The 23,976-nt window shown below is 29.6% G+C and carries 18 protein-coding genes and 1 tRNA gene; 18 read left to right on the top strand and 1 reads right to left on the bottom strand.

The window, feature by feature from the left end:
• Window positions 1–6: 6 nt before the first annotated feature.
• From AC0B4N_RS01975 to AC0B4N_RS02045, 15 genes are all read left to right on the top strand, one after another.
• Window positions 7–3,024 carry an ABC transporter substrate-binding protein gene (locus AC0B4N_RS01975; RefSeq protein ID WP_465102209.1) on the top strand — a complete coding sequence of 1,006 codons (3,018 nt, stop codon included), beginning with the start codon at window positions 7–9 and terminating at the stop codon, window positions 3,022–3,024.
• A 2-nt stretch (window positions 3,025–3,026) separates the two neighbouring features.
• Entirely contained in the window at window positions 3,027–4,064 is a 1,038-nt protein-coding gene (locus tag AC0B4N_RS01980; protein WP_465102210.1) for an ABC transporter permease, read from the top strand.
• Window positions 4,057–5,097, top strand: coding sequence for an ABC transporter permease (locus AC0B4N_RS01985; RefSeq protein ID WP_465102211.1), 1,041 nt, complete (start codon window positions 4,057–4,059; stop codon window positions 5,095–5,097). Before AC0B4N_RS01980 ends, AC0B4N_RS01985 begins: the two co-directional genes overlap by 8 nt.
• Before the next feature lie 10 nt (window positions 5,098–5,107).
• Window positions 5,108–7,339 carry an ABC transporter ATP-binding protein gene (locus AC0B4N_RS01990; protein ID WP_465102212.1) on the top strand — a complete coding sequence of 744 codons (2,232 nt, stop codon included), beginning with the start codon at window positions 5,108–5,110 and terminating at the stop codon, window positions 7,337–7,339.
• The gene (locus tag AC0B4N_RS01995) at window positions 7,320–8,651 is read left to right on the top strand and encodes an ABC transporter ATP-binding protein (RefSeq protein ID WP_465101377.1); all 1,332 of its coding nucleotides are present in this window, start codon (window positions 7,320–7,322) and stop codon (window positions 8,649–8,651) included. The genes AC0B4N_RS01990 and AC0B4N_RS01995 overlap by 20 nt, the downstream gene beginning before the upstream one ends.
• 138 nt (window positions 8,652–8,789) lie before the next feature.
• Window positions 8,790–9,974 (top strand): IS30 family transposase, encoded by a 1,185-nt coding sequence (locus AC0B4N_RS02000; RefSeq protein WP_465102213.1) that lies wholly within the window; start codon window positions 8,790–8,792, stop codon window positions 9,972–9,974.
• A gap of 246 nt (window positions 9,975–10,220) precedes the next feature.
• A complete protein-coding gene (locus AC0B4N_RS02005; RefSeq protein WP_465102214.1) occupies window positions 10,221–11,258 on the top strand; it encodes a heat-inducible transcriptional repressor HrcA in 1,038 nt (345 codons plus the stop codon).
• A complete protein-coding gene (grpE, locus tag AC0B4N_RS02010) occupies window positions 11,242–12,057 on the top strand; it encodes a nucleotide exchange factor GrpE (protein WP_465102215.1) in 816 nt (271 codons plus the stop codon). The genes AC0B4N_RS02005 and grpE overlap by 17 nt, the downstream gene beginning before the upstream one ends.
• A gap of 97 nt (window positions 12,058–12,154) precedes the next feature.
• Window positions 12,155–13,951, top strand: coding sequence for a molecular chaperone DnaK (gene dnaK / locus AC0B4N_RS02015; protein ID WP_465102216.1), 1,797 nt, complete (start codon window positions 12,155–12,157; stop codon window positions 13,949–13,951).
• Between the two features lie 171 nt (window positions 13,952–14,122).
• A complete protein-coding gene (locus AC0B4N_RS02020) occupies window positions 14,123–15,307 on the top strand; it encodes an IS30 family transposase (RefSeq protein ID WP_465101889.1) in 1,185 nt (394 codons plus the stop codon).
• A gap of 270 nt (window positions 15,308–15,577) precedes the next feature.
• Entirely contained in the window at window positions 15,578–16,447 is an 870-nt protein-coding gene (locus AC0B4N_RS02025; RefSeq protein WP_465102217.1) for a hypothetical protein, read from the top strand.
• A gap of 173 nt (window positions 16,448–16,620) precedes the next feature.
• Entirely contained in the window at window positions 16,621–17,457 is an 837-nt protein-coding gene (locus tag AC0B4N_RS02030; RefSeq protein ID WP_465101382.1) for a hypothetical protein, read from the top strand.
• 538 nt (window positions 17,458–17,995) lie between these two features.
• On the top strand, window positions 17,996–19,258 hold the full coding sequence (locus AC0B4N_RS02035; RefSeq protein WP_465102218.1) for a hypothetical protein: 1,263 nt from the start codon (window positions 17,996–17,998) through the stop codon (window positions 19,256–19,258).
• Between the two features lie 14 nt (window positions 19,259–19,272).
• Window positions 19,273–19,587, top strand: a complete 315-nt coding sequence (locus tag AC0B4N_RS02040; protein ID WP_465101385.1) for an HNH endonuclease — start codon at window positions 19,273–19,275, stop codon at window positions 19,585–19,587.
• Window positions 19,588–19,659: 72 nt separating this feature from the next.
• Window positions 19,660–20,043, top strand: a complete 384-nt coding sequence (locus tag AC0B4N_RS02045) for a hypothetical protein (protein ID WP_465102219.1) — start codon at window positions 19,660–19,662, stop codon at window positions 20,041–20,043.
• A 483-nt stretch (window positions 20,044–20,526) separates the two neighbouring features.
• On the opposite strand, the gene AC0B4N_RS02050 is transcribed toward AC0B4N_RS02045, so the two are convergent.
• Window positions 20,527–21,807, bottom strand: a complete 1,281-nt coding sequence (locus AC0B4N_RS02050; protein WP_465102220.1) for a transposase family protein — start codon at window positions 21,805–21,807, stop codon at window positions 20,527–20,529.
• 399 nt (window positions 21,808–22,206) lie between these two features.
• On the opposite strand from AC0B4N_RS02050, the gene AC0B4N_RS02055 reads away from it, so the two are divergent.
• The 3 genes from AC0B4N_RS02055 (at window position 22,207) to AC0B4N_RS02065 (ending at window position 23,961) form a co-directional block, all read left to right on the top strand.
• On the top strand, window positions 22,207–22,707 hold the full coding sequence (locus AC0B4N_RS02055; protein WP_465102221.1) for a dUTP diphosphatase: 501 nt from the start codon (window positions 22,207–22,209) through the stop codon (window positions 22,705–22,707).
• Window positions 22,708–22,721: 14 nt separating this feature from the next.
• Window positions 22,722–22,805: transfer RNA gene (locus AC0B4N_RS02060), tRNA-Leu, on the top strand.
• 64 nt (window positions 22,806–22,869) lie between these two features.
• Window positions 22,870–23,961 (top strand): M42 family metallopeptidase, encoded by a 1,092-nt coding sequence (locus tag AC0B4N_RS02065; protein ID WP_465102222.1) that lies wholly within the window; start codon window positions 22,870–22,872, stop codon window positions 23,959–23,961.
• Window positions 23,962–23,976 lie beyond the last annotated feature (15 nt).

The raw sequence follows: 23,976 nt of genomic DNA on the forward strand, positions 1-23,976 counted from the left end.
GGTAGTGTGAAAAAATTTAAATTAAAAACTTTTTTACTTTTAAATACATCAATTGCTCCTTTTGTAGCTCTTGCATCTTGTACTACTAACCAAGATCCAAGATATGAACAACGACGAAACTCAGCAATTGATTATGATTTGGGTTTAGCAACAGAACCAATCAATAACTTAAATTATGTTAAATATAAATCTGTTGACAAAATTTTACCTTCTTTAGTAGACTCATTCATTAAAGACGGGCCAGATGAAAACTTAAAAAGATTGATTAAAACAAATGATTATGCACTAGTCTTAACTGATACTTCTGGATCAGTAAATGATAAAGGTGAACTTTCATCATCCTTTGATGATTTTTGAAAACTAAAAGATTCATTAAAAGGTCCTAATGAAAATGGCTATGGGTTAGTTTCTTCATCTTATTACCAATTAAATAATTTTAATGTTATTGGTGGTTTAGGCAAAGCTTCATCAACATCAGATATTACCAAAACAGGAACATATTATGGTTTTAGAAATCCAAAAAACTCAGGTAACTTTATGGCAGTTACGGGCTTTGTAAATGATAAACTTAATCGTTGGAGTAACGGAGATTATATTGATGCACAGCACATTCGTGATTATTTTGAATACATCCTTGATTTAAATACTGGATCTCAAAAATTAGATGAAATTCTTAAATTTGGAATTCGAGGAGCAGAAAAATTTGTTAATGCTCAAAAAGATTATTTAGCTAAACATAATAAAAACTATTTAAATCCATTTGGACGTCGTAGGTATGTTTTAAATGAATTTAACGAATATATTCAGGACCCAGATCAAAAAGTATGGGAACCACAAATTCAAGATGCTTCAGGTAACTTTGTTGATACTGAAGAAGTTGAAAAAATAAAAAAAGCAGCTTTAGAATTTGGATTTTATACGGGGCAATTGTTCTTAGATTATAGCAATCAAACAATTAGTGAAAACATGGTTCTTAATCCAGAGTTCAAACTAGATGCTCAAGTTCAGAATTTCAATATTGCTAAAAATGGTGTAGTAAAAACAATCAAACTTGTTAAAAATCCATACATGAACCCATATCAGGAATTTAAATTACTGGATGGAAAATTAGCTAACGTATATAACCAATTAGCAAACTCAGAAAATTCATTTACTATGATTTTTGATCAAAATAAAACACCAACTTTAACCTTTTTGGCCTTCCAAATCATGAAAGAGTTATACCCAATTAACCGCCGCTATGTGGAAACTGTCGCTGGTGGGATTGATAAATATGGATCAGATCCTAAGACATTTTTAACAAGTGGACCATTTTTAATGGATAGTAAAGATGTTGTTTTAGGTCCACAAGGGCAAATTATCTTGACGAAAAATAATGAATACTTTGATGCTAAAAATACAATATCAAACAAAATTAAAATTTATTTTTCATCTGATCGTAACATAAATACAACATTTTTCGAAGATGGATATATTTCACAAACCTATATTCCCGCTACAAAAATTAGTAGTTATTGATCTGATGCTCAATATAAAAACTTTTTAAATAAAAATACAGGTTATGGAACAATTGCTTATGGATTTAACTTAGATTCTGAAACAAACGGTGCAAGTTATTTACAAGATACCGATTTAAGAAATGCAATTTATTATTCAATTAACCGCGAAAATATCATTAAGTTTGTTGGTTGGGATTTTTCATTCCCAGTAAACACCTTTACATCATATGGTCAATACCGTACTGAGAATGGTAAAAATATTGAAACTTACTTTAGTGATTTAAGTTCTAAAACTAAAGATAATGTTGAATATCCATTGCAAAACTACGATTTTGTTGTGCACTTAGCTAAAAGCTTCTTATTTGAAAAAACAGATCGTAAAGATTTTGCCTATAACTTAGATACCGCACGCTTTTACATGAACAGATTTAAAGCTAAATATCCTAATTTATCTAAATTATCTTTAAGATATTTAAACAATTCATCTGATGAACAAAAAAACGCAGGACTTTTCTTAAAAGAAGCCTTGCAAATTGCTTTTAATGGATTTATTAAGTTAGATATTAAAAGTTTACCAGAAAACACATTTGCTTCATATATCGAAGAAGGAAAATATGATATTATCTATCAAAATTACGATAAACTAGGTGGTAATGGAGCTGAAGATTATGTTTCTGCCTTCTTTAAAGATGACGGAATTAATACCTTATCACAAAAATCAATTGGTTTTAAAACTAATCCTGTAGGTTCATTTGGTTATACTGACTATATTATTGATTTAATATTAGAAGCAAATAACCTAAAGAGCAATTTAACAACTTTCCAAAGTTTATTGCAAGCTGAAGTAACAAAAGTTGAAAATGCTGCTAATGCTGCTTTTGGGCAAGACTTTAATAATTTAAAAAATCAACCAGAAGGTGCTTCAAAAAACGGTCAAATTAATAATTTTGTTAACCAGAATGCTGCAAAATTAGCTAGTGATCTAGGGATGAATTTTAAAACCGAATTTGTTTCTTATATTTTAGAATACCTATTATTAAATAATGATAATATGAAATATGCTCGCCTTAAAAAAGCATACAAAAACTTTTTGATTAATACAATGTCAGTCGATGATATTGTTAAATTAACAAAAACAACTAAAGAAAGATTGAATATTCAACAGTCTATTAATAACCAAGAAGTAACATTTGATTTTTGAAAGAAATTTATTGAACTTTCATTTAGCAAAGATGGTGAATCATTGGTAGATTATAGCGATCGTTTAAGCGCCTTTTTCTCAGCCAACTTCACAAATGAAGAAATAGCTCAGGGTTGAACCCAAGAATATGTATTTGTCTTTATTGGAGAACTTGAAAAAATTGTGCGCGATGCTTCCTTTATCGTGACATTAATGGAAGTTGATACAAACTGGGAAATTACAAGAGTTGCGGGAGTTTCATCATTATATAAATTTTCATTACAATATGCATATGACTATACAAGACCACCAAGATCAGGATTACCAAGAGGGAGAAATAATTAATAATGTTTAATAAAGTTGTACACGATCTTAATCCAATTTATTTTGCAGGAAAACGAACTAATGATTATTCATTATTTGAAAAATTATTTTCATTTAATTCTACTTTTGCAAAATCATTAATTAGATTAACTAAAATAATTTTAGAATTCTTTATTATTGGAATAATTGTTATTACTATAACATTTTTCTTAATTAATGCAGTTCCTGGATCTAACTCTTTAACAGCCGGACTTGACGAAGGTGCTAGAAGAGCAATCGAAACTAAATACGGACTTAATTTGCCAATATTCCAGAGGTATTTAAATTATCTTGGTGGATTATTCAAAGGGGAATTTGGTATTTCTATTTCATTATTTCCAGGTCGGGAAATTCAAGATTTTATTTGAATCAGATTTTACAAATCATTTTTAGTTGGAATTTGTTCAGTTATTTTAACTGTGACAATAGGTATTTCAGTAGGAATTTGAGTTGGTAAAAATCCGGGTGGATGAGTTGATAATATTTCAACTGTACTTGTAAGTATTTTTTCAAGTGTTCCGTCAATTATCTTTGCTTTAGTCTTGGTCTTTATTGGCCGTTTAGTAGGTCTGCCATATATTTTTAATGAAAATAACTTAGTTACTTATATCTTACCAGCTTTTGCCTTATCGCTTGGAAGCATTATTGTTTATATTAAATATATAAGAACTGAATTAAATCGCGAACTAAACTCTGTGCATGCAAAATTTGCATATTTAAAAGGTCTTTCAAAAAATCGTTTTGTATGAAAACACGCCTTAAAACCAGCATTATTCCCAATTGCGACATTTTTCCCAGCAGTAATTTTTGGTTCATTTATTGGAAGTATTTTTATTGAACAAATCTTCTTTATTCCTGGATCAGGGGCAACATTGCTGCAAGCTATTCAAACTAAAGATTACAACATCATTTTATTCTTAATTATGATGTTTACATTATTAACAATTTTATCTTATGCTACAAGGGATATTTTATATGAAGTAATCGACCCAAGGGTCAGAAGAAGGGGGTCAGGTGCCTAATAGCAAAAAAAGCATTAGCGAAAAATTTAATAATTATTTAACCAAACTGAAAAATCGTAATGATTTAGGAGAAACAAATTTAAATAATTTAGCGACTACTCCGAACCCATTAATTTCACCATTTCAATACCAAGCTTGGAAAATCATTGGCAAAACAATTGATTATTCAACTAACCAACACATGAATGCTGAGGCAAAACCATTCAAGGAATTTGTTTACAGATATTCAAAAAGCTTTACTGGTGTTTTTGGCTTTATTTTATTAGTAAGTCTAATTTTATTATCATTTATAATTCCATTTACTACCCAAGCACCATTAGCAACTGATGTTAACAATCGTTATTTAACTTTTAATACCACAGATTCAAATGGTATTCATCATATTTTTGGAACTGATCATTTAGGAAGAGACTTATGAGCAAGACTTTGACATGGGCTAAGGTATTCGCTGCTTTTAGCCATTGTCGTAACGACAATTGAAGTTATTATTGGCTTAACAATAGGTATAATGATGGGCCAATTTGAAAAAATTGATAAGTTTTTTACTTTTATTATTAAAATTATTTCAGTTGTCCCAACGATTTTAATCTTAATTTTAATTACTATTGTTGTTAGTCCTACGTTTTGGGTCATTGCCTTAGCTTTATCATTAACTTCATGAACGGGTATGGCCAACCAAATTAGAGCCCAAGTTAAACGTGCAAAACACTTTGAATGAGTATCTGCCTCACGTGTGTTGGGGACTCCAATGACAAAAATTTTACTTAATTATATTCCGGTAATTTTACCAATTTTAATAACCCAATTGGTATTCACAATTCCTGGAGTTGTACTATCAGAAACATCATTAGCCTTTATTGGTCTTGCAATTGATGATGCTTCAACATTAGGGAATTTAATTTCTGAAGGCCAAAAACAATTCCCTGCATATTTAAGATATGTATTTGTGCCTTCGACTATATTAATTTTAATCACAACTAGTGTCCAACTTATTGGATCTAGTGTGCAAGATGCACTTAGAAGACAAAGATAAAAGGAGAATCATGAAAAAATACTCAAAAAAATATCGTTTCCAAAAACCTAAAAAAGCCAAAAAAAGTACTGAATTTAATAATGATATTTTAGAAATTATTGTTGAAGAACCAATTCTTGAAGTAGAACAAGAAGTAGAAGAGCAACTAATTATTGAACCAGAACCTGTAATGGAGCCTGTGTTAGAACCAGAACCAGAACCAGAACCAGAACCAGAACCAGAACCAGAACCAGAACCAGAACCAGAACCAGAACCAGAACCAGAACCAGAAGTAGTCCAAGCATTGGAGGACCTGAAACCAGAAATTATTGAAGAACCTGTGGTTCTTGAAGAAGAAACTTATACTGGCCCTATTAACGAAGAAACTGAAGAACCAGTTCATCTTCCTTTGGTTGTGAAACAACCAGAAGAAGAAACAGACTACTTGTACACTGGTCCAATTAATGAAGAAACCATTGAAGAGGAACAACCAATTGTAGAACCAGAACCAGAACCAGAACCAGAACCAGAACCAGTTCCGGTATTTGAAGAACCTAAGGTTCATGATTGCCTGGAAGAATGTGGACCAGCTGTAGAATTTGTTCCATCACTAAGCTTCAGAGAAACTGAGGCCGAGGTTTTTAACCAGGGAGTAGAGGTCGCTACAGCCAAAGCTCCCGTAACTAGACAAATTGTAGTTTTTAAACACGAACAATATAAATACGAAGCAAAACAGCCAGAAATAATTAGACTTGAACCAGTTGTTCAAAAATATATAACTTCTCCACCTAATCAAATTATTGATAAACTAGTTCAAAAAGAAATTATAGAAGATACTAAATTTATCAATGAAAAATCAGTCGTAGACAAAAATCCTCAAGATACAGTTTTTGTTTGCCAAAATGATAGTGAAGCTGAAACTGATGAATATTTTGGTCCTAAAGGTTTTTATCACAAACCAGAAGTTTTACAGGTAGAAAAGCAACAAACTTTTGTACATAATACTAAAAACAACAAAATCTGTAAAATTGAAAAATATTTTGGAAGATTTTATGCTTGCCAATGTGATAGGCAACATACCCATAAAGAAACATACTTTAAAGTTTTTTCTAAATTATTTGATAAAAATAAAACGAGTCAATTTGATTTTGAACAATTTTCAAAAAATGTTCAATATAAAACTTTTTCAAATGGAACTAAATTAAAAATTGCTGCTGAGATTAACGACTTGTATTTATCATTTACTAACCCTGCTGTCCCTGGACAAAAAAATAAAGTTTTAAGAGGTACTTCTCTTAAAGTATATGAAGGGAAAGTTCATGCAATTATCGGAGAGTCAGGATCAGGTAAATCAGTTATTACATCATTATTATATGGATTAACTGGAGACAATGCTGTGATTGATTCAGGTGAAATTAAACTTTATAATAACCATGTTGAAAACTTTAGTTTTAATGATTGGGAGAAATCAAACTACCGTGGCAGAGTTGTTTCTGCGGTTTTTCAAAACCCAATGTCAACATTAAATCCAACAATGAAAGTTGGAGCTCAAATTATGGAGGGGATGTTACTTAATAAGGTTGTTAAAACTAAAAAAGAAGCTTATGAAAGAGCTCTAGAATTTTTAAGATTAACTAAAATTAATGACCCTGAAGCAGTTATGAAACTTTACCCTCATGAAATGAGTGGTGGAATGATCCAAAGGGTTGTAATTGCTGCTATTGTTGCACTTGAGCCAAAAATTTTAGTTATGGATGAACCAACTACAGCCCTTGATCCAACAGTACAAGCCCTAGTGTTAGAAGTTATTAGAGAATTACAAGAAAAGCTAAAATTAGCTATTGTATTCATTACTCACGATTTAGGAGTTGTTGCTTCTATAGCTGATTATATTTCTATTATGTATGCAGGGCAGATCATTGAAGAAGGAACTGCAACTGAAATTTTAAATTACCCTCAACACCCTTATACATGAGGATTAATTTCAAGTATGCCTGATGTTAATAAAGGTAACCGCCTAGCAACAATCCGAGGAAGTGTTCCGTCTAACTTAAATAAAATTGTTGGAGATGCCTTTGCCGTTAGAAATGACTATGCAATAGGTAAGGATTTAAGTAACGAACCAGATTTTTACTGAATTTCAGACACACACCGTGTTAAATCTGCTTTATTAGATGATAAAACACAAAAATATTATGCACCTTATTTAATTCAAGATATATGAAAGGAGTATCTCAATAAAAATGAAACCAGAAAGAACTAAAGTTGAATATACTCACAATAAATTTTTATTCCAAAAAGTAACTACAGTTCGTTACCAAACACCTGGTGTTGAAGATATGCTTACTCCTAAACATAACGAGAAGATTCTTGCAACATTGCGCAATGTTGACATTACTTATGGGGAAGGGCATAAATCATTTAAAGCAGTTTCAGATTTAAATTTAAATATTTACCATGGTGAAGTGCTAGGTTTAGTTGGAGAATCAGGCTCTGGGAAAAGTACAATTGGAAAAACTTTAGTTGGGTTAGTTCCATACAGTTTTGGTGAAATTAAACTTTTTGATAAGGTTTTACCTAAAAAACTTACCAGAGGCTTAAAAATTGGAAAAGCACTAAAAGAATATAAAGCAATTGAAAACTTTTTAACTAATAAAGTTCAAATGATCTTCCAAGATCCTGCAAACTCTTTAAATCCGCATGCAAATGTTGAAACCATTGTTTCAGAAGGTTTATTAAATACTAAAAACTCACGTGAAATTTTATTCTATAATTTTGATCAAAATACTTTGAAAGAAGTTTATGAGAAAATTGAGAATAATGACCAAAATAAAGATTTCTTTGGTAAATATTTAGATGAATTAAATCAAAATATTTACCAAGATGAATTTGCTGCCTATGAAGCTTTATATAATAAATTTTTACATAAATTACAAGTTAAAAGACTTCCAGCAGCTTTATCAGTTTTAGAAAAATATAAACTTGAACGAGATCAAATGAGTAACCTTACTGAAAAAGAAGCTCGGAGACTTTTAGTTCGTGATATCCTAATTTCTGTTGGGCTTGATGAATCAGTTTTACGTAGATATCCACTTGAATTTTCAGGAGGTCAACAGCAACGGATTGGTATTTCGCGTGCCGTTGTCTTAAGGCCGCAACTTCTTGTCGCAGATGAGCCAATTTCCGCGTTAGATGTTTCAATCCAAGCGCAAGTTGTTAATATTTTTAACGAACTGAAAGAAAAATATAACTTAACAATCCTATTTATAGCCCATGATTTACGTATGGTGGAATATATTTCTGATCGAATTGCAGTTATGAATAAAGGTCGCTTATTAGAAGTTGGTAAAACTGAAGAAATTATGAATAATTCACTTCATCCTTATACCAAAAGTTTATTAGATGCAGTTCCATCAATTAAAGCTAAAAAAGGTAGTTTAATTGGTTATGTATATGATATAAATATGCATGATTATAATGAAGATAACCAGCCTGAATGAATTAAGATAAATGATGATCATTATGTTTTAGGCACACCCCGTGAAATCAATGAGTGAAAGAATGGACACTATTAATAATTAAAAATTAGCAATAAATATTAAATGGAAATGTCACATGCAAGTTTTTTGCATGTGACATTGTTTTTGTCTGCCTTGTAATAAAATAGTTGTATTAATAAATTTTAAAAAAATGAAAGGAGACTTTAAAATTATATGAAAAATTTAGAAAAATATATTTGTGTTTTTGACAAATATCGAAAAGAAAATAAATATCAACATTTTAAAATCGAAGAGAATCATAATACTATCTTGAAAATGCAAGGAGCTCTTGAGTCGCATCGAAAATTACGATCAGATCAAATCGATCTAGAACAACTTTTTAATATTTTACAAGAACTTTCTGAAGGCTTCTCAATCCAAGAAGTAGCTAAGATTTCTAACAGAGACATTCGAAGTATAAAAAGTAAAATCCAAATTATTACAAATCGCAAACCACTTAGTTTAGATAAACACAATCGCTATGTTTGTGCTAAGTGTTCAAAAAGAGTAATGCGTGTTAAAACTCTTAATTTTGCAAAGCTATACGAACATTTATCAGGCTTTTCGTTTTCACGACTCTTTTTTGTAAGTGATACAATTAAAGAGAAATGAAAGGCCTACAGAAAATATTGGTATAGTGAGCTTAATACATACAATAAAAATAGAAATAAAAAGAATTTGCAGCAAAAAGAAGTTAAGAAATCAGTTACCTATCTTGTGAATTCTTTTAAAAAATTATCCCCTGATGAATTTGCTCCTTCACCTAGTACAATTTATAAAATAATCAAAAAATACCCTTATTTCCTTGAATTTGACCACATTGTTAAAAAATCTGAAGGCAAATATGGCATAAGGAAGAAAAAACAAACCAAACCTAAAACATTAAAATATGCTACAGAAATTTCAAAACGTCCAGCTTATATTAATGATCGCTTGGAACATGGTCATTTTGAATTAGACACCGTTATTGGTAAAATCAATGATACATATTGTATTGTGACCATAATTGAACGGCAAACCAGAATGTCTTATGCTATGCTCTCAAAACGCAACTCCAAAGCTACAAAACAAACTCTTCTCAAACTAATCAAGAAACATAACTTAGACATTAAAACTTTAACAGTTGATAATGGTAGTGAAAATGTCTTATTGCACCAGGTTATTCCAACTGAAAGACTATTTAAATGCCAACCATATAGTTCATGACAAAAAGGTTCAATAGAAAATATGCACCGCTTAATTAGGTATTACATTCCCAAAGGAAAAAGTCTAGATAAATACTCTCAGCAAGAAATTGATTATATGATGGATAAAATAAATAACTATCGGCAAATTGTCCGGAAATATAAGATAACCTAAAATTTTTTTAATCCCCCGCCTTTGATTGCAATCAAAGGGGCCTTACTTTTGGCAAAAGTAAGCAAAACCGACGAGAAAACACTTTCGTGTTTTCTGTTTTCGCATACATTTTTTTATTTAAAAATTATGTTAAAATTAAAAGATAATTATTTTGTTAATATCTCGCAAGTGACTTTTCCAAAAAACAAATTAGCAATAAAATAATTATGTTGCTAATTTTTTTATTTCTTATGGTATAATACGTCTATGCATCAAAAAATTAGTAAGAAAAAAGAACCGATTTTACAGTATACTGTTTTACTATATATTGAAGAAGGAAATCCAATTAGTAGTGGATATTTAATTGAAAAATACGGTGAGAAATTAAATTGTTCTAGTGCTAAAGTACGCTATATTATGAATGAATTAGAAAAAGATGGATATCTTAAAAAATCACATAATTCTAGCGGGCGTACCCCAACTGTTGAAGGATTGGATTATTATGCTAAATATTTATCACGATCTTGAGATCAAAAGATGAAAGATAAAGTTGATAAGATTTTAATGCAAAAACATATTAGTATTGATCAAACTGTAGAGGAAGCCGCAAGTATCATAACTGATATGGCTGGAATTACTTTAGTAACTAACGAAATTATTAAAGATTCATTGCTTAAAAGCATTGATATAGTCCCAATTGCTTTAAACAAAGCAACAGTTGTATTAGTTATTTCAACAGGTGAAGTATTTTCTAAAATAATTACATTTGACAGACAAGTTTTAGTTAGTGATCTAAAAATTGCGGTTCGGATTTTTAAAGAACGCTTAATTGATTCTAAGTTGCAAGAATTACCAGGCAAAGTTGCTTTGCTTAAAGATTTGTTATCTGAATCAGTAAATAATTATCAATCAATTATTGATTCAATTGTAAACCAAGTTTTTAATACGTATTTAAAACAACAAGAAACACAAAAACGCATTTACGGAAAAAATAATATTATTTTAAGTAAACAAATTCAGCGCCAGGATTTAACTAAAATGATCGATTTAATTGAGCATAGTTCAGTATGGGAAAAAATTCAAGATGCTAGTGAGGTTGATCAAAATATTAAAATTTCAGTTGGGCCATCTGGTACATTTATGTCGAAACGTATTGAAAATAATTCTAAAATAACTGAAATATCAGCCGTTGGTGCTACTAACACTGATTTTGATGTCATGAAAACTGCAATAAATGTACTTGATTCATTTTTCAAAGAATCAAATAAAAATAAAGAGGTAAATAATAGTGAATTTAAAAATTAAACATAATGATTTATTAACAGCGAGATTTAAATTATTAATTGATGGAAATGAAATTAAAGAATATTCAATTGAAAAGCAAATTACTATTGGTAAAAATGAATTTTTACCAAACTTTGATGATTATTTAAAAGGTCGCAAAGTTAAAGACGCTTTAGAAATTAAACTAACTTTTCCAAGAAATTATGAAATTAGTAATTTTGCTGGCAAAAAAGCATTAATATTAGTTGAACAAATAAAAGTGAGCGAAGGGCAAAATGCTCAAATTCTTGAATTAAAAGCAAAAATTGAAGAACTAGAAAAAAAATTAATGCTTAAAGATGTTGAATTATTTAATTTAAATCAAACATATAAAAATAAGGCACAAGAATTTAGTCAAAAAGCACAAGAAAAAATTGATCAAGCTACTTTAGAATACAAAAATAAATTAGATCAAGAAAAGCTTGAAGTAAAAAAATATGCAATTCAAAGTTTTGCACAAGACTTTGCAATTCCATTTAGTAATTTTATGGCAGCTATAAGAGCTGGGGAAGTTTCACAATCAACAGAAGTTAAAAACTATATTTATGGTTTCAATATTGTATCAAAGCAATTTGAAGAATTATTAAATAATCATGGAATAGAATTAATTATTCCAGCTTTAAATGAGGAATTTGATCCTAAAAGCCAAGAAGCAGTTGATTTTAAGGAATCAAATGGTTTAGAAAATAAAATTTTAAGAGTAGTTCGTTATGGACTATATTTAAATGGCAGAGTTATTGTTCCTGCCTCTGTAGTACTTTCTAAAAAAATTAGCAATTAATTACTTCATTTGCTAATTTATGTGCTATAATATTCTTAGTTGGATTAGACAACTATTTTAGAAAAACAAATAAATATAAATATTATTAGGAGAGTTAATGGCAAAAGAAATTGTATTAGGAATAGATTTAGGTACAACTAACTCAGTTGTATCAATTACAGAAGGGAAAAACCCAATTGTATTAGAAAATCCAAATGGAAAACGCACAACCCCTTCAGTAGTAAGTTTTAAAAATTCAGAAGTAATTGTTGGAGATGTTGCAAAACGTCAAGTAGAAACAAACCCAAACACAATTACATCAATTAAAAGATTAATGGGTACTGATAAAACAGTACGTGCAAATAACAAAGATTATAAACCGGAAGAAATTTCAGCAATGATCCTTTCATATATGAAAGAATACGCAGAATCAAAATTAGGACAAAAAGTAACTAAAGCAGTTATTACAGTTCCAGCATATTTTGATAATGCTGAACGTGAAGCAACAAAAATTGCCGGTAAAATTGCTGGTTTAGATGTTTTAAGAATTATTAACGAACCAACTGCTGCGGCACTTGCATTTGGTTTAGAAAAAACTGATAAATCAATGAAAGTATTAGTTTATGACCTTGGTGGAGGAACATTTGACGTTTCGGTTTTAGAATTAGAAGACGGAACTTTTGAAGTTCTTTCAACTAGTGGAGATAACCACCTTGGTGGAGATGATTGAGATAACGAAATTGTTAAATGATTAGTTGCAAAAATTAAATCAGAATATAACTTTGATGCAACTAATGACAAAATGGCTAAAGCTAGATTGAAGGAAGCTGCTGAAAAAGCTAAAATTGATCTTTCAAGTCAAGCTGTTGCTACTATTAATTTACCATTTTTAGCTGTAACAGAAAATGGACCGGTTAATGTTGAATTAGAATTAAAACGTAGTGAATTTGAAACAATGACAGCCCACTTATTAGATAGAACTCGTAAACCAATTGAAGATGCTTTAAAAGAAGCAGGAGTTACTGCAAGAGATTTACATGAAGTATTATTAGTTGGTGGATCAACTAGAATGCCAGCTGTGCAAGATATGGTTAAAAGAACTTTAGGTAAAGAACCAAACCGTTCAATTAATCCTGATGAGGTTGTGTCAATTGGTGCTGCTATTCAAGGAGCTGTTTTAGCTGGAGATATTGATGATATTTTATTATTAGATGTTACACCTTTAACTTTAGGAATTGAAACAATGGGTGGAGTTTCAACACCTTTAATTGCAAGAAATACCACAATTCCAGCAACTAAATCTCAAGTATTTTCAACAGCTGCTGATAATCAATCAGAAGTTACCATTAGAGTTGTACAAGGGGAACGTCCAATGGCTTCAGATAATAAATTACTTGGGCAATTTAACCTTGGTGGCATTGAGCCAGCCCCTAGAGGAGTTCCTCAAATTGAGGTTAGCTTTTCAATTGACGTTAACGGTATTACAACCGTAACTGCAAAAGATTTAAAAACTAATAAAGATGCAACAATAACCATATCTAATTCATCAAAACTTTCTGAGGAAGAAATCCAAAGAATGATTAAAGAAGCTGAAGCTAATAAAGAAGCAGATGAAAAACGTAAAGAAGAAGCAGAAACAGTTGTACGTGCTGAATCTTTAATTGCTCAAATAAAAAAAGCAAACGAAGAACAAGGTGATAAACTTGATGCTAAATCTAAAGAAGAATCTGAAAAACTTATCAAAGAATTACAAGATTTATTAGATAAAAAAGACATCCCAGCTCTTAAAACTAAACTTGATGAAGTTGAAAACATGATGCGTAACTTTGCAAACTATGCTGCACAACAAAATGCTACTAATCAAGCTAACCAATCAGAAGCTGATGAAGATACAGCAACAGTTGTTGAAGAATAATTAAATTAAAATATTCGTTTTCTAAACGAATATTTTTCTAATTTATACTTTATATATTAATTGGAAATGTCACATGCAAGTTTTTTGCATGTGACATTGTTTTTGTCTACCTTGTAATAAAATAGTTGTATTAATAAATTTTAAAAAAATGAAAGGAGACTTTAAAATTATATGAAAAATTTAGAAAAATATATTTGTGTTTTTGACAAATATCGAAAAGAAAATAAATATCAACACTTTAAAATCGAAGAGAATTACAACACTATTTTGAAAATGCAAGGAGCTCTTGGGACACAACGAAAATTACGATCAGATCAAATCGATCTAGAACAACTTTATAATATTTTACAAGAACTTTCTGAAGGCTTCTCAATCCAAGAAGTAGCCAAGATTTTTGATAGAGACATTCGAAGTATAAAAAGCAAAATCCAAATTATTACAAATCGCAGACCACTTAGTTTAGATAAACAAAATCGCTATGTTTGTCCGAAGTGTTCAAAAAGAGTAATGCGGGTTAAAACCCTTAATTTTACCAAACTATATGAACATTTATCAGGGTATTCGTTTTCGCGACTCTTTTTTGTAAGTGATACAATTAAAGAGAAATGAAAGGCCTACAGAAAATATTGGTATAGTGAGCTTAATACATACAATAAAAATAGAAATAAAAAGAATTTGCAGCAAAAAGAAGTTAAGAAATCAGTTACCTATCTTGTGAATTCTTTTAAAAAATTATCACCTGATGAATTCGCTCCTTCACCTAGTACAATTTATAAAATAATCAAAAAATACCCTTATTTCCTTGAATTTGACCACATTGTTAAAAAATCTGAAGGAAAATATGGCATAAGGAAGAAGAAACAAACCAAACCTAAAACATTAAAATATGCTACAGAAATTTCGAAACGTCCAGCTTATATTAATGATCGCTCTGAACACGGCCATTTTGAATTAGACACCGTTATTGGTACAATCAATGATACATATTGTATTGTAACCATAATTGAACGGCAAACCAGAATGTCTTATGCTATGCTCTCAAAACGCAACTCCAAAGCTATAAAACAAACTCTTCTAAAGCTAATCAAGAAACATAACTTAGACATTAAAACTTTAACAGTTGATAATGGTAGTGAAAATGTCTTATTGCACCAGGTTATTCCAACTGAAAGACTATTTAAATGCCAACCATATAGTTCATGACAAAAAGGTTCAATAGAAAATATGCACCGCTTAATTAGGTATTACATTCCCAAAGGAAAAAGTCTAGATAAATACTCTCAGCAAGAAATTGATTATATGATGGATAAAATAAATAACTATCGGCAAGTTGTAAGGCAATATAAGATAACCTAAAAACTTTTTTAATCCCCCGCCTTTGATTGCAATCAAAGGGGCCTTACTTTTGGCAAAAGTAAGCAAAACCGACGAGAAAACACTGCCGTGTTTTCTGTTTTCGCATACATTTTTTATGTAAAATTTATGTTAAAATTAAAACGCAATTATTTTGTTAATATCTCGCAAGTGACTTTTCCAAAAAACATTTATACTTTATATAAATAGTATATTTAAATAAAAATATATTTATGATATAATAACACTATTAAATTATAAAGGAGATTCAATATGAAGAAAAAATTATTATTTACCTCTCTAACATTTTCAATATTAACCCCAATTATTACATTTTCATGCACCAATTCCTCAGAACCGGGAACTTCTAAAACACCAGTAATAGAAGTAATTTCAAATATAGAATTAACAGAGCAAGAAAAACAAAATTTTGCAGCAACTAACGAGAATAATATACCAAGATCCGTAAAAGTTTCTAAGAATATTGCTGATAAGATGCAAGATTTAGTTAAGTCTAGAGACTTTGTTCCTCCTACAGCTAAGCAAAATTTAAATAAATTAGCACCAGCAGGAACTAGGCTTAACAAAGGATTTTTTGATAATGTACCACAAAAGAATAAATTACATAATTCAATTGCTTGAATCAGAATTACAACTAAAGATGAATTTGACCAATTAGTTATCAATAGATTTAAAGAATTAAACAATAAAGATGGTGTTGTAACAAGTGATGCAGAAATAAAGCAAGAATTTGAGAAAAATTATTTAAATAATCAAGATGTTTATGCATTTTTACAAAATAATGATATTTATGTTGCTGATATGGGCACAGGACTTAATTTGACAAATGGATTTTTATCTAATATTGTAGTACCATTTGATTCTGGTGATTCAATTGTGATAAATCTCTTCCCCGGCACAGGTGCTAATGAGCAGCAAGCTCAATTTGAAAATTTACTTCAACTACAAACTTCAACTTGAAATGTTTTCACATTACCTAAAAGCAAAAATGTTACCTTCAAAATTCTTGATTTTATGAAATCAGAAGATGCATTGACCGGCATTTTAGAGTTTTTCCCTAAATTGTTTAAATGATATAACACTGAGTATGTAAATTTTTATAAAGAGCAAGCTATCGAGTAATTATATAAAACTACTTATTTTCACTTTAATAAGTAGTTTTATTTTTTACTTTATTTCCTTTAAGTATTGCAAATTTATTATTGAATTGTAAGTAATATTTATCCTAAAATTATTATATAATTAAAATATAAGCATTTTTAATTCGATATAATAACTATTATAAAGGATGTACCATGACCACAAGAAAGAAACTATTTTTAAGTATTTCATTATCAATTTTGCCTATTGCAACATTTGCCACTGTATCTTGTAATAGCGGAGAAACTCCACAAAAACCAACTAACCCTTGGGATCCTGAACCAATAAATGATCCTTTTTTCGCTGCATTTAGAAAGAGTCAGGAACCTAAATGAAAAGCACAAGAAGAAATTCAAAAGATTTATGATAAACTTGAACCTAAATTTAAAGATCTTGTCACAATAAACGTTTTTAATACCCCGACAACTTCATTTAATGGAGATAAAATTCTTGGTGGCCCTTACTATATGTTAAATATGAATTTTTTCCAACCAGTTGATGCAAGCAAAAAAGTTGCCAATTGAACTAAAATTCAAACTAAAGAAGAATTTGACCAAATAATTATTAAAAGGTTCCAAGAATTAAATAATCGTGATGATTTAATAATAAGTGAAACAGAAATCAAAGAAGAATTTCAAAAAATATTTCTTAAAAATCAAGATGTATATGAATTTTTAAAAACCAATGATATTTATATTGATGATGATGATCCGCATACAGCTTTTGAATATTATCATATGGTACCATTTGAATCAGATAATTCTATAGAATTAAATATAATTGATGACGTATTACGTAGATGGGTAACAACTGATGTAATTCCATATACAACTTGAGCCGTTTTTAGTTTACCAAAAGATAAAACAGTTTCAGTTAAAAGAGTTAGTGTTGAATATAGAGAATCAGAATCTGAATTAGAATATTTATTAAATTTTCAAAGAGTATTATTAGAATGGTATAATGGCAAATTTAAGAAACATTTTAACGAATAATATAGGGAAATGCCAACAATATTTGTTGGCTTTTATCTATAAATAAAATAAAGAACTGATTAATAAATTTAACTCTGTAAAGATGGAATGGTAAAATTCAGCTTACCGTATCCAGCAAAATTGTCATGAATGCTGATAGAAGCATCTTTCAAACTTATGTGGACATTCATAAGAAGAGCGGCACATTTGACCTAGAAAGCCAAAAAATCGCCTTTACAAAGGTAAAGTAGAGGCACTTGTTCAAATGATTGACGGTATCAAGAATACATAACCAAGAACTATCGTGACCTTGAGAATTGACTTAATACGCAGCTGGAGGCAACAATTAATATCTTAAAGAATAGTAAATAAGAACTACCCTACTTGGGAGTAACATCCTGGGTAGGCTTTTTCTTTTTGGTCCAAAATGATTGACATATACACCAAAAGTGTATATAATTATTAGTAACAAAAAAGTGTATGCTTTTAATGTACACGATAACTGGATACACAGAAAAAGTTGATAATGATATAATATTCATACAAGGAGTTGAATAGCATGTTTAAACTTAGATCAAATAAAGAAATTGGTGCTTATTTAAAAAAGTTAATTTCATCAAAATATCCTTCAGATAGGCAGTTTTGTAAAGCTTATGTTGATTTGGCGGTAGATCCAGAAGACTTGCGTAGTGGTGAAATAAGAAAAATGACAAATAGGCTTTCACAAATACTCAAAGGAAAAAAAGGTATTCAAACTTACGACTTGCCAATATTCTCTAGGCTGTTAGATGTATCTTGTGAACAAATGCTTAGTGCAGGATCATATTTTACACCAATAATTAATAGACGAACCAACTACAATATAGCCTTTTCAAAAAATAAACAAGATTGGATTGAATATATTAATCGAGAGGACTGTATTGCAGCATATGCAGATGAATTTGGTAAAACGGTTGTTGACTACGCTATTGAATTCAAAAATTATGGTTTTATTAAGTTTTTAATAGAAAATGGTTATATAGCTTTAATTTCAGACGAAAGCTGGAATGGTGACTTTAATTTTGGTGCTGGAACATCCATAAAAACAAGACCATACGAAGCAAAAACCCTTGAGGATGCATTTTACGAAAACAAGATTCTGAGAACTCAAATTATTTCAATGGCTTTAGAAAATGGTGATTGTGATGTGTTGGAGAAAATGAGGGCAAGAGAAATACCTCCTCAACATACCATGTCTACCTATATGTTTAGATATTGTCCAAGAGAACTTAATTTTGGCGATTATTATGACGAAACATTCATTGATGTGATTTTACAATCGAAGTCTAAAAAAGTTATCAGTTATTTTTGTGAAGAGTATGTGGTGGTGTCGTATCGGAAAGAAGAGAGAAAATTTTTATGGTTATATCCTTTCTTTGATAAACTCATTATTCATGCTGTAAAAATGTGTAATAGTAAAGCATCAATGCTACTTGATGTGGCAATTTCACATAACAAAAACACTTATACCGCTCTAAAAAATGAGATTCTTAAAGTGGCTCAACTAATTGAAAAAAATCCACATGTAAATAGGAGTTTTCAAGACGTAATAGCCGATGTTTTGAGATATTATCATATAAGTGAAGAAAAGGATATCATAACTTTCGATTTTTTTAACTATAGAGATCATTGTGATGTAGTAGCAACAAATATTATCCGAGTTGACGTTAAATCAAAGGATGTTGAAATCCAAGCGAAAATTGAAAAGTTAAATGAGATTCATAATAAAATCATTGATATTAAAAACCATTTAGTAATGAATAATGAACTCCTTGAAAATTAATGGAGGTAATCAAAATGTCAAAGTACAATACTATCGAAGTGTGAAATAAGGTATTTGGAAATAGAACTGAGCTTGAAGATTACGCAGGGAGGCTTATAAAAAAGTCGGCTTGTGGTAATCCAGATAGCAAGTTTTTTCCAACTATAGACCATATTAGACCACTTGCCAAAGGCGGAAGCGATATTCTAGAAAACATTATAATTTGCCATCGTGATACCAATGAAGAAAAAGATGATTTATTTCCTCATTGGGCGGCAAATGGCACTAGATATCTAGCCAAGCGTGTCAGAGGCACAAGAAATAAATATGAAATATATGAACAAGAATAATAGGAGGTTATAAAATGTCAAAAGGACACAAAGTTTCTAGTAATACACACACTAAGCAGCAATTAAATCATTATGCAAATCAGCATAATCCGAATAACAGCAGTTATCAAGGAAATGGTAGCAAAAATTAAGTTGATTTCAAAATTGAGTTGTAGCTTAACCGCTATGACTCTTTTTTATTGCCTGAAAATGAGCAGTTTTATAGTTACTTGTCCATTGAGGCTTGGAAGGAGCATAGTTATGTTCCAACAAACTAACAAAGAACAAGTAATCAAATGAAGCCAAGCAGGACTTTCGTTTGGTGAAACACCAAAGCAAACCAAAATATTTTTAATCTCCCCACCCTTAATAGCAATTAAAGGTGCCTTACTTTTGACAAAAGTAAGCAAAACAAACGAGAAAACACTAAGTGTTTTCTATTTTCCCATATCTTTTTTAAGTAAAAAATTATGATAAAATTAAAGCATAATTATTTTGTTAATAACTCGCAAACGACTTTTCCAAAAAACAAACACAAAAATTTTTAAAAATTGTTTACAAGCCTAATGTAGAATAACTACTTTTTTGAACTACATTTTTAATTTTCTGCCCAGACTGTTGGGGTTAATCATTTTTTTATTTTTTGATTTATATTATGATGCTTTTGTTCCAAAAAAAAATAATGAAAAAACAAAGAAAAAAATTTTTTCTTCTTTTGCAACTAAATTGGAAAATTTATATATTTTTTGATATTTTTACTGTCTAAAAAATCAAGACATAATTATGTATATTGTTAAATTAACTATAAAATTTCAAAATGAAACAAAAAGATTTTTAAACCCCCCGCCTTTGATTGCAATCAAAGGGGCCTTACTTTTGAAAAAGTAAGCAAAACTCCCAGAAAACACGTCCCGTGTTTTCTATTTTTATTATTTTCTTTTTTATTAAAAAATATTAAAATTAATATGCATCAATTTTTATTTCATCATTGATGCTTCTGTGTAATGTTCGAAGTATCTCTAAATACTCGGCCATAATCTTATTGGCTTCAAGGTTATTTCCTTGTGCATTCACAGAGACACTATTAAACTTTGAGATGTATAATTCAAGAGTTTTAAAAAATGAGTTTGTTTTCTTATGGATAAATGCTAGTTTTCCAACGGCAGGGATAGAATAATCTAAACCTTTCTCAAGAGCTCACATTTCTGTAAAGCTTAGATATTTTCCATTAGGTTCTTTGGCAAAGTATTTTTTTCCATTATATTTAAAATACAAATTATCATCAGAAGAATGTACTAACACAACATCAGAATTATAAGGAAATATAATCCTTTTGTCATGCATATCGAAAGCTGCAAGGTTTTTACCTTGGTATCTAACAACACCATTTAAAACTTTTCTATTAATCTCTAAATCAACGGCTCAATTGCCGTTTTTCTTTCCTTCTTTTTGAAAGACATTATGTTTAGAAATTATTTTTTTATTCCTCGTGTTGTAATAATTTTGAAATACTTCGTTATTTTGCTTTAAATCATTAATATCTTTATATCCGTTTTCATGAATTAATAATGGGTATTGATCTAATGATGTTCTAAAAGATCTCTCAACGTGTGGTTTATGTTTGGGATTAGATGAACTGAGTACTTCTATTCCTTTTTTATTTAAATCTTTTTCAAAAATTGTTTGTGTGTTTTCGTTTCCCCAAAAAGTTCTTCTTTTATCAGTATAAATTTTCTTTGGAAATCCATATTTCTTAAATACTATTTCTAACAGTCTTTGATATCCTAATGTTGTTTCTTGTTCTTCAAATCATGCTGCTAATAATGTTCCAGTGGCAACATCAATTGCATGATAAAGATAGAATGGTTTATTATTTTTTAAATATGGTTCAAGCTGAGCATCGATTTCAACAATTTCACCAAATTCTAAATTTTTCTTTAGACCCAAAACTTGTCTTTGTTTTTCATTTTGTTTAATTTGTTTATAATATTTTTTTAATAGCAATGTTGTCTCTTGTGAAGTTTTCTTCTTTGATAATTTTGCTATTTTTCTTCCTCTTTTGGTTGTATGTATATTAAATAATCCTAATTGGTTGAATCTTCTTACCAAAGTTTTGTAAGAAATTTTTTGCCTTATAAAAGAACCATATTCTGAATAATAATAACTTTTAAACGAAAGTCGGTTATTTGTTAGAATGCTATTTAAAATAATTTCACATGTTTTTAAATAATCTTTAAACACTAATTCAATTTCTGAATCTGTAACTTTGCAACTTCTTTGTTGATTTTTATTTTTATGACTGATGTCAATTTCTTGATTACTTTTTATTATTTTTTTATATCTTTTTACAGTTGATACACTAAGGTTTGTAATTAAACTAAGTTGAGATAAAGATTTTTCAATATTAGCAGCAATTAATATGAGAGATTGCTATTTTTTTAGTTCGTAGTTTGTTAAGTTTTTGTACTTATCTATGTTATGTTTGATTCTCATAAATAATTTATACCATATTTTAATTAAATTAGTTCACTTTCCATGGGATTTATATATGGGCCTAAATAGTTGTCATTGGACACGTTCCAACACTCATATAAAAATATATTATGAAAATTCACAAAAATAGTATAATAAAGTTAACTTATGAATTTGATTCAATTATTTGAAATGCAAAAAAAATTAGATGAAAAGATCGAAAAAAAACAAGAATCTTTATCACCTAATTTAAATAAAAAAGAAATTATCTTGCAGCGTACTCTTGCTCTAATAGTTGAGGCTGGTGAATTTGTTAATGAAGTTCAATCCTTTAAATATTGAAAACAAAATAAAAATATTTCAAAACACAAAATTTTAGAAGAATTTGTGGACTTGCTTCATTTTTTTATTAGTTTATCATACCAACATAACGTTCCATATACTTTGACTCCAAAGGTTAATGAGTATAATGATCTAAACTTACAGTTCAAAAATTTATTTATAAATATTAGTGATATTTTAAAAAGTCCTAGTCAAGAAAATATTCAAATTTCTTTTGAAATAGCATTAGGTTGTTTTGAAATGTTAGGGTATAATTATAATGAGTTATTTGAAGCTTACTTTTTTAAGAATCAAAAAAACTATAAAAGATTATATAGCAATTACTAATTTGCTTTAATTTTGCCTTAGTGGTGGAATGGTAGACGCTGCGGACTCAAAATCCGCTGGAGCAATCCGTGCAGGTTCAAGTCCTGTCTAAGGCACCAAATAAATTATATATAGCTGATTATAAATCAGCTTTTTAATTATTTTTACATAATAGGAGGTAAAATGGATATTAAATATCAAATATTATTTGAACGTTTAAAACATTATATGGAACTATCAGGAATTTCTCGATTTGAAGAAACTATTGTGAATAGCTTAAAATCAGGAATTAAACCTGGAACGTTTAAAATTTCACGAGACAAACTTGGTTCAGTGATTTTTTATAAAAAATCAAATAAACCAAATGTACCTAAAGTAATGATTGCAGCCCATATGGATGAGGTTGGCTATATGATACGTAGTATTAAAGATAATGGAAATTTAATGGTAACACCAATTGGAGGAATTTGACCTTCCACAGTGATTGGAACAAAAGCTATTGTTATATCATCAGAAACTAACCAAAGATTTACTGGAGTCTTTGGGCATACAAGCATTCACATTATTACTAATGAAAAGTATAAATCAGCCATGACTAATGATGAATTATATGTTGATTTAGGATTTAAAACTAAACAAGAAGTTCAAGACAATAACATTAATATTGGTGATCAAATTTTAATGACTGGTGAGACAATTAACTTAGCTAATAATTTAGTAGGTGGTAAAGCAATGGATAACCGCGCTGGTGTTACAGCACTAGAATTTATTGCTAATAATATTGTAGATTTAGAATTAGAATGCGATGTATATTTAGTAGGTACAGTTCAAGAAGAAGTTGGAACTAGAGGAGCAAGGACTGCTGTACAACTTATTAACCCTGATATTGCCTTTGCCTTAGACACTGGCGCCGCACATGATACAACTGGCGCCAAAGAAGGTACACCAGTATTAGGAAAAGGTGTAAGTATTTTAGTTAAAGATGGAGGAACGTTACCAGATCCAAAATTAATTAAATATTTATTTGAAATTTCTAAAGAGAAAAATATTCCAGCTTATAAATATGTTGCTGGTGGCGGTGGAACTGATGCTGCTGAATTACAATTTGCACCAGGTGGAGCGGCTGTAATGACTATTTCAATTCCTCAAAGATATCTTCATAGCCCTATTGGTGTTTCATCTTTAGTTGATATTCAAGCAACAATTGATTTATTAACTGAATTTATCAAAGATCTTACAAAAGACACATATAAACAAAAATTGCAATACAATTAAGAACCTTGGCACTTG

It is taken from the genome of Mycoplasma sp. 13536 (assembly GCF_055523495.1).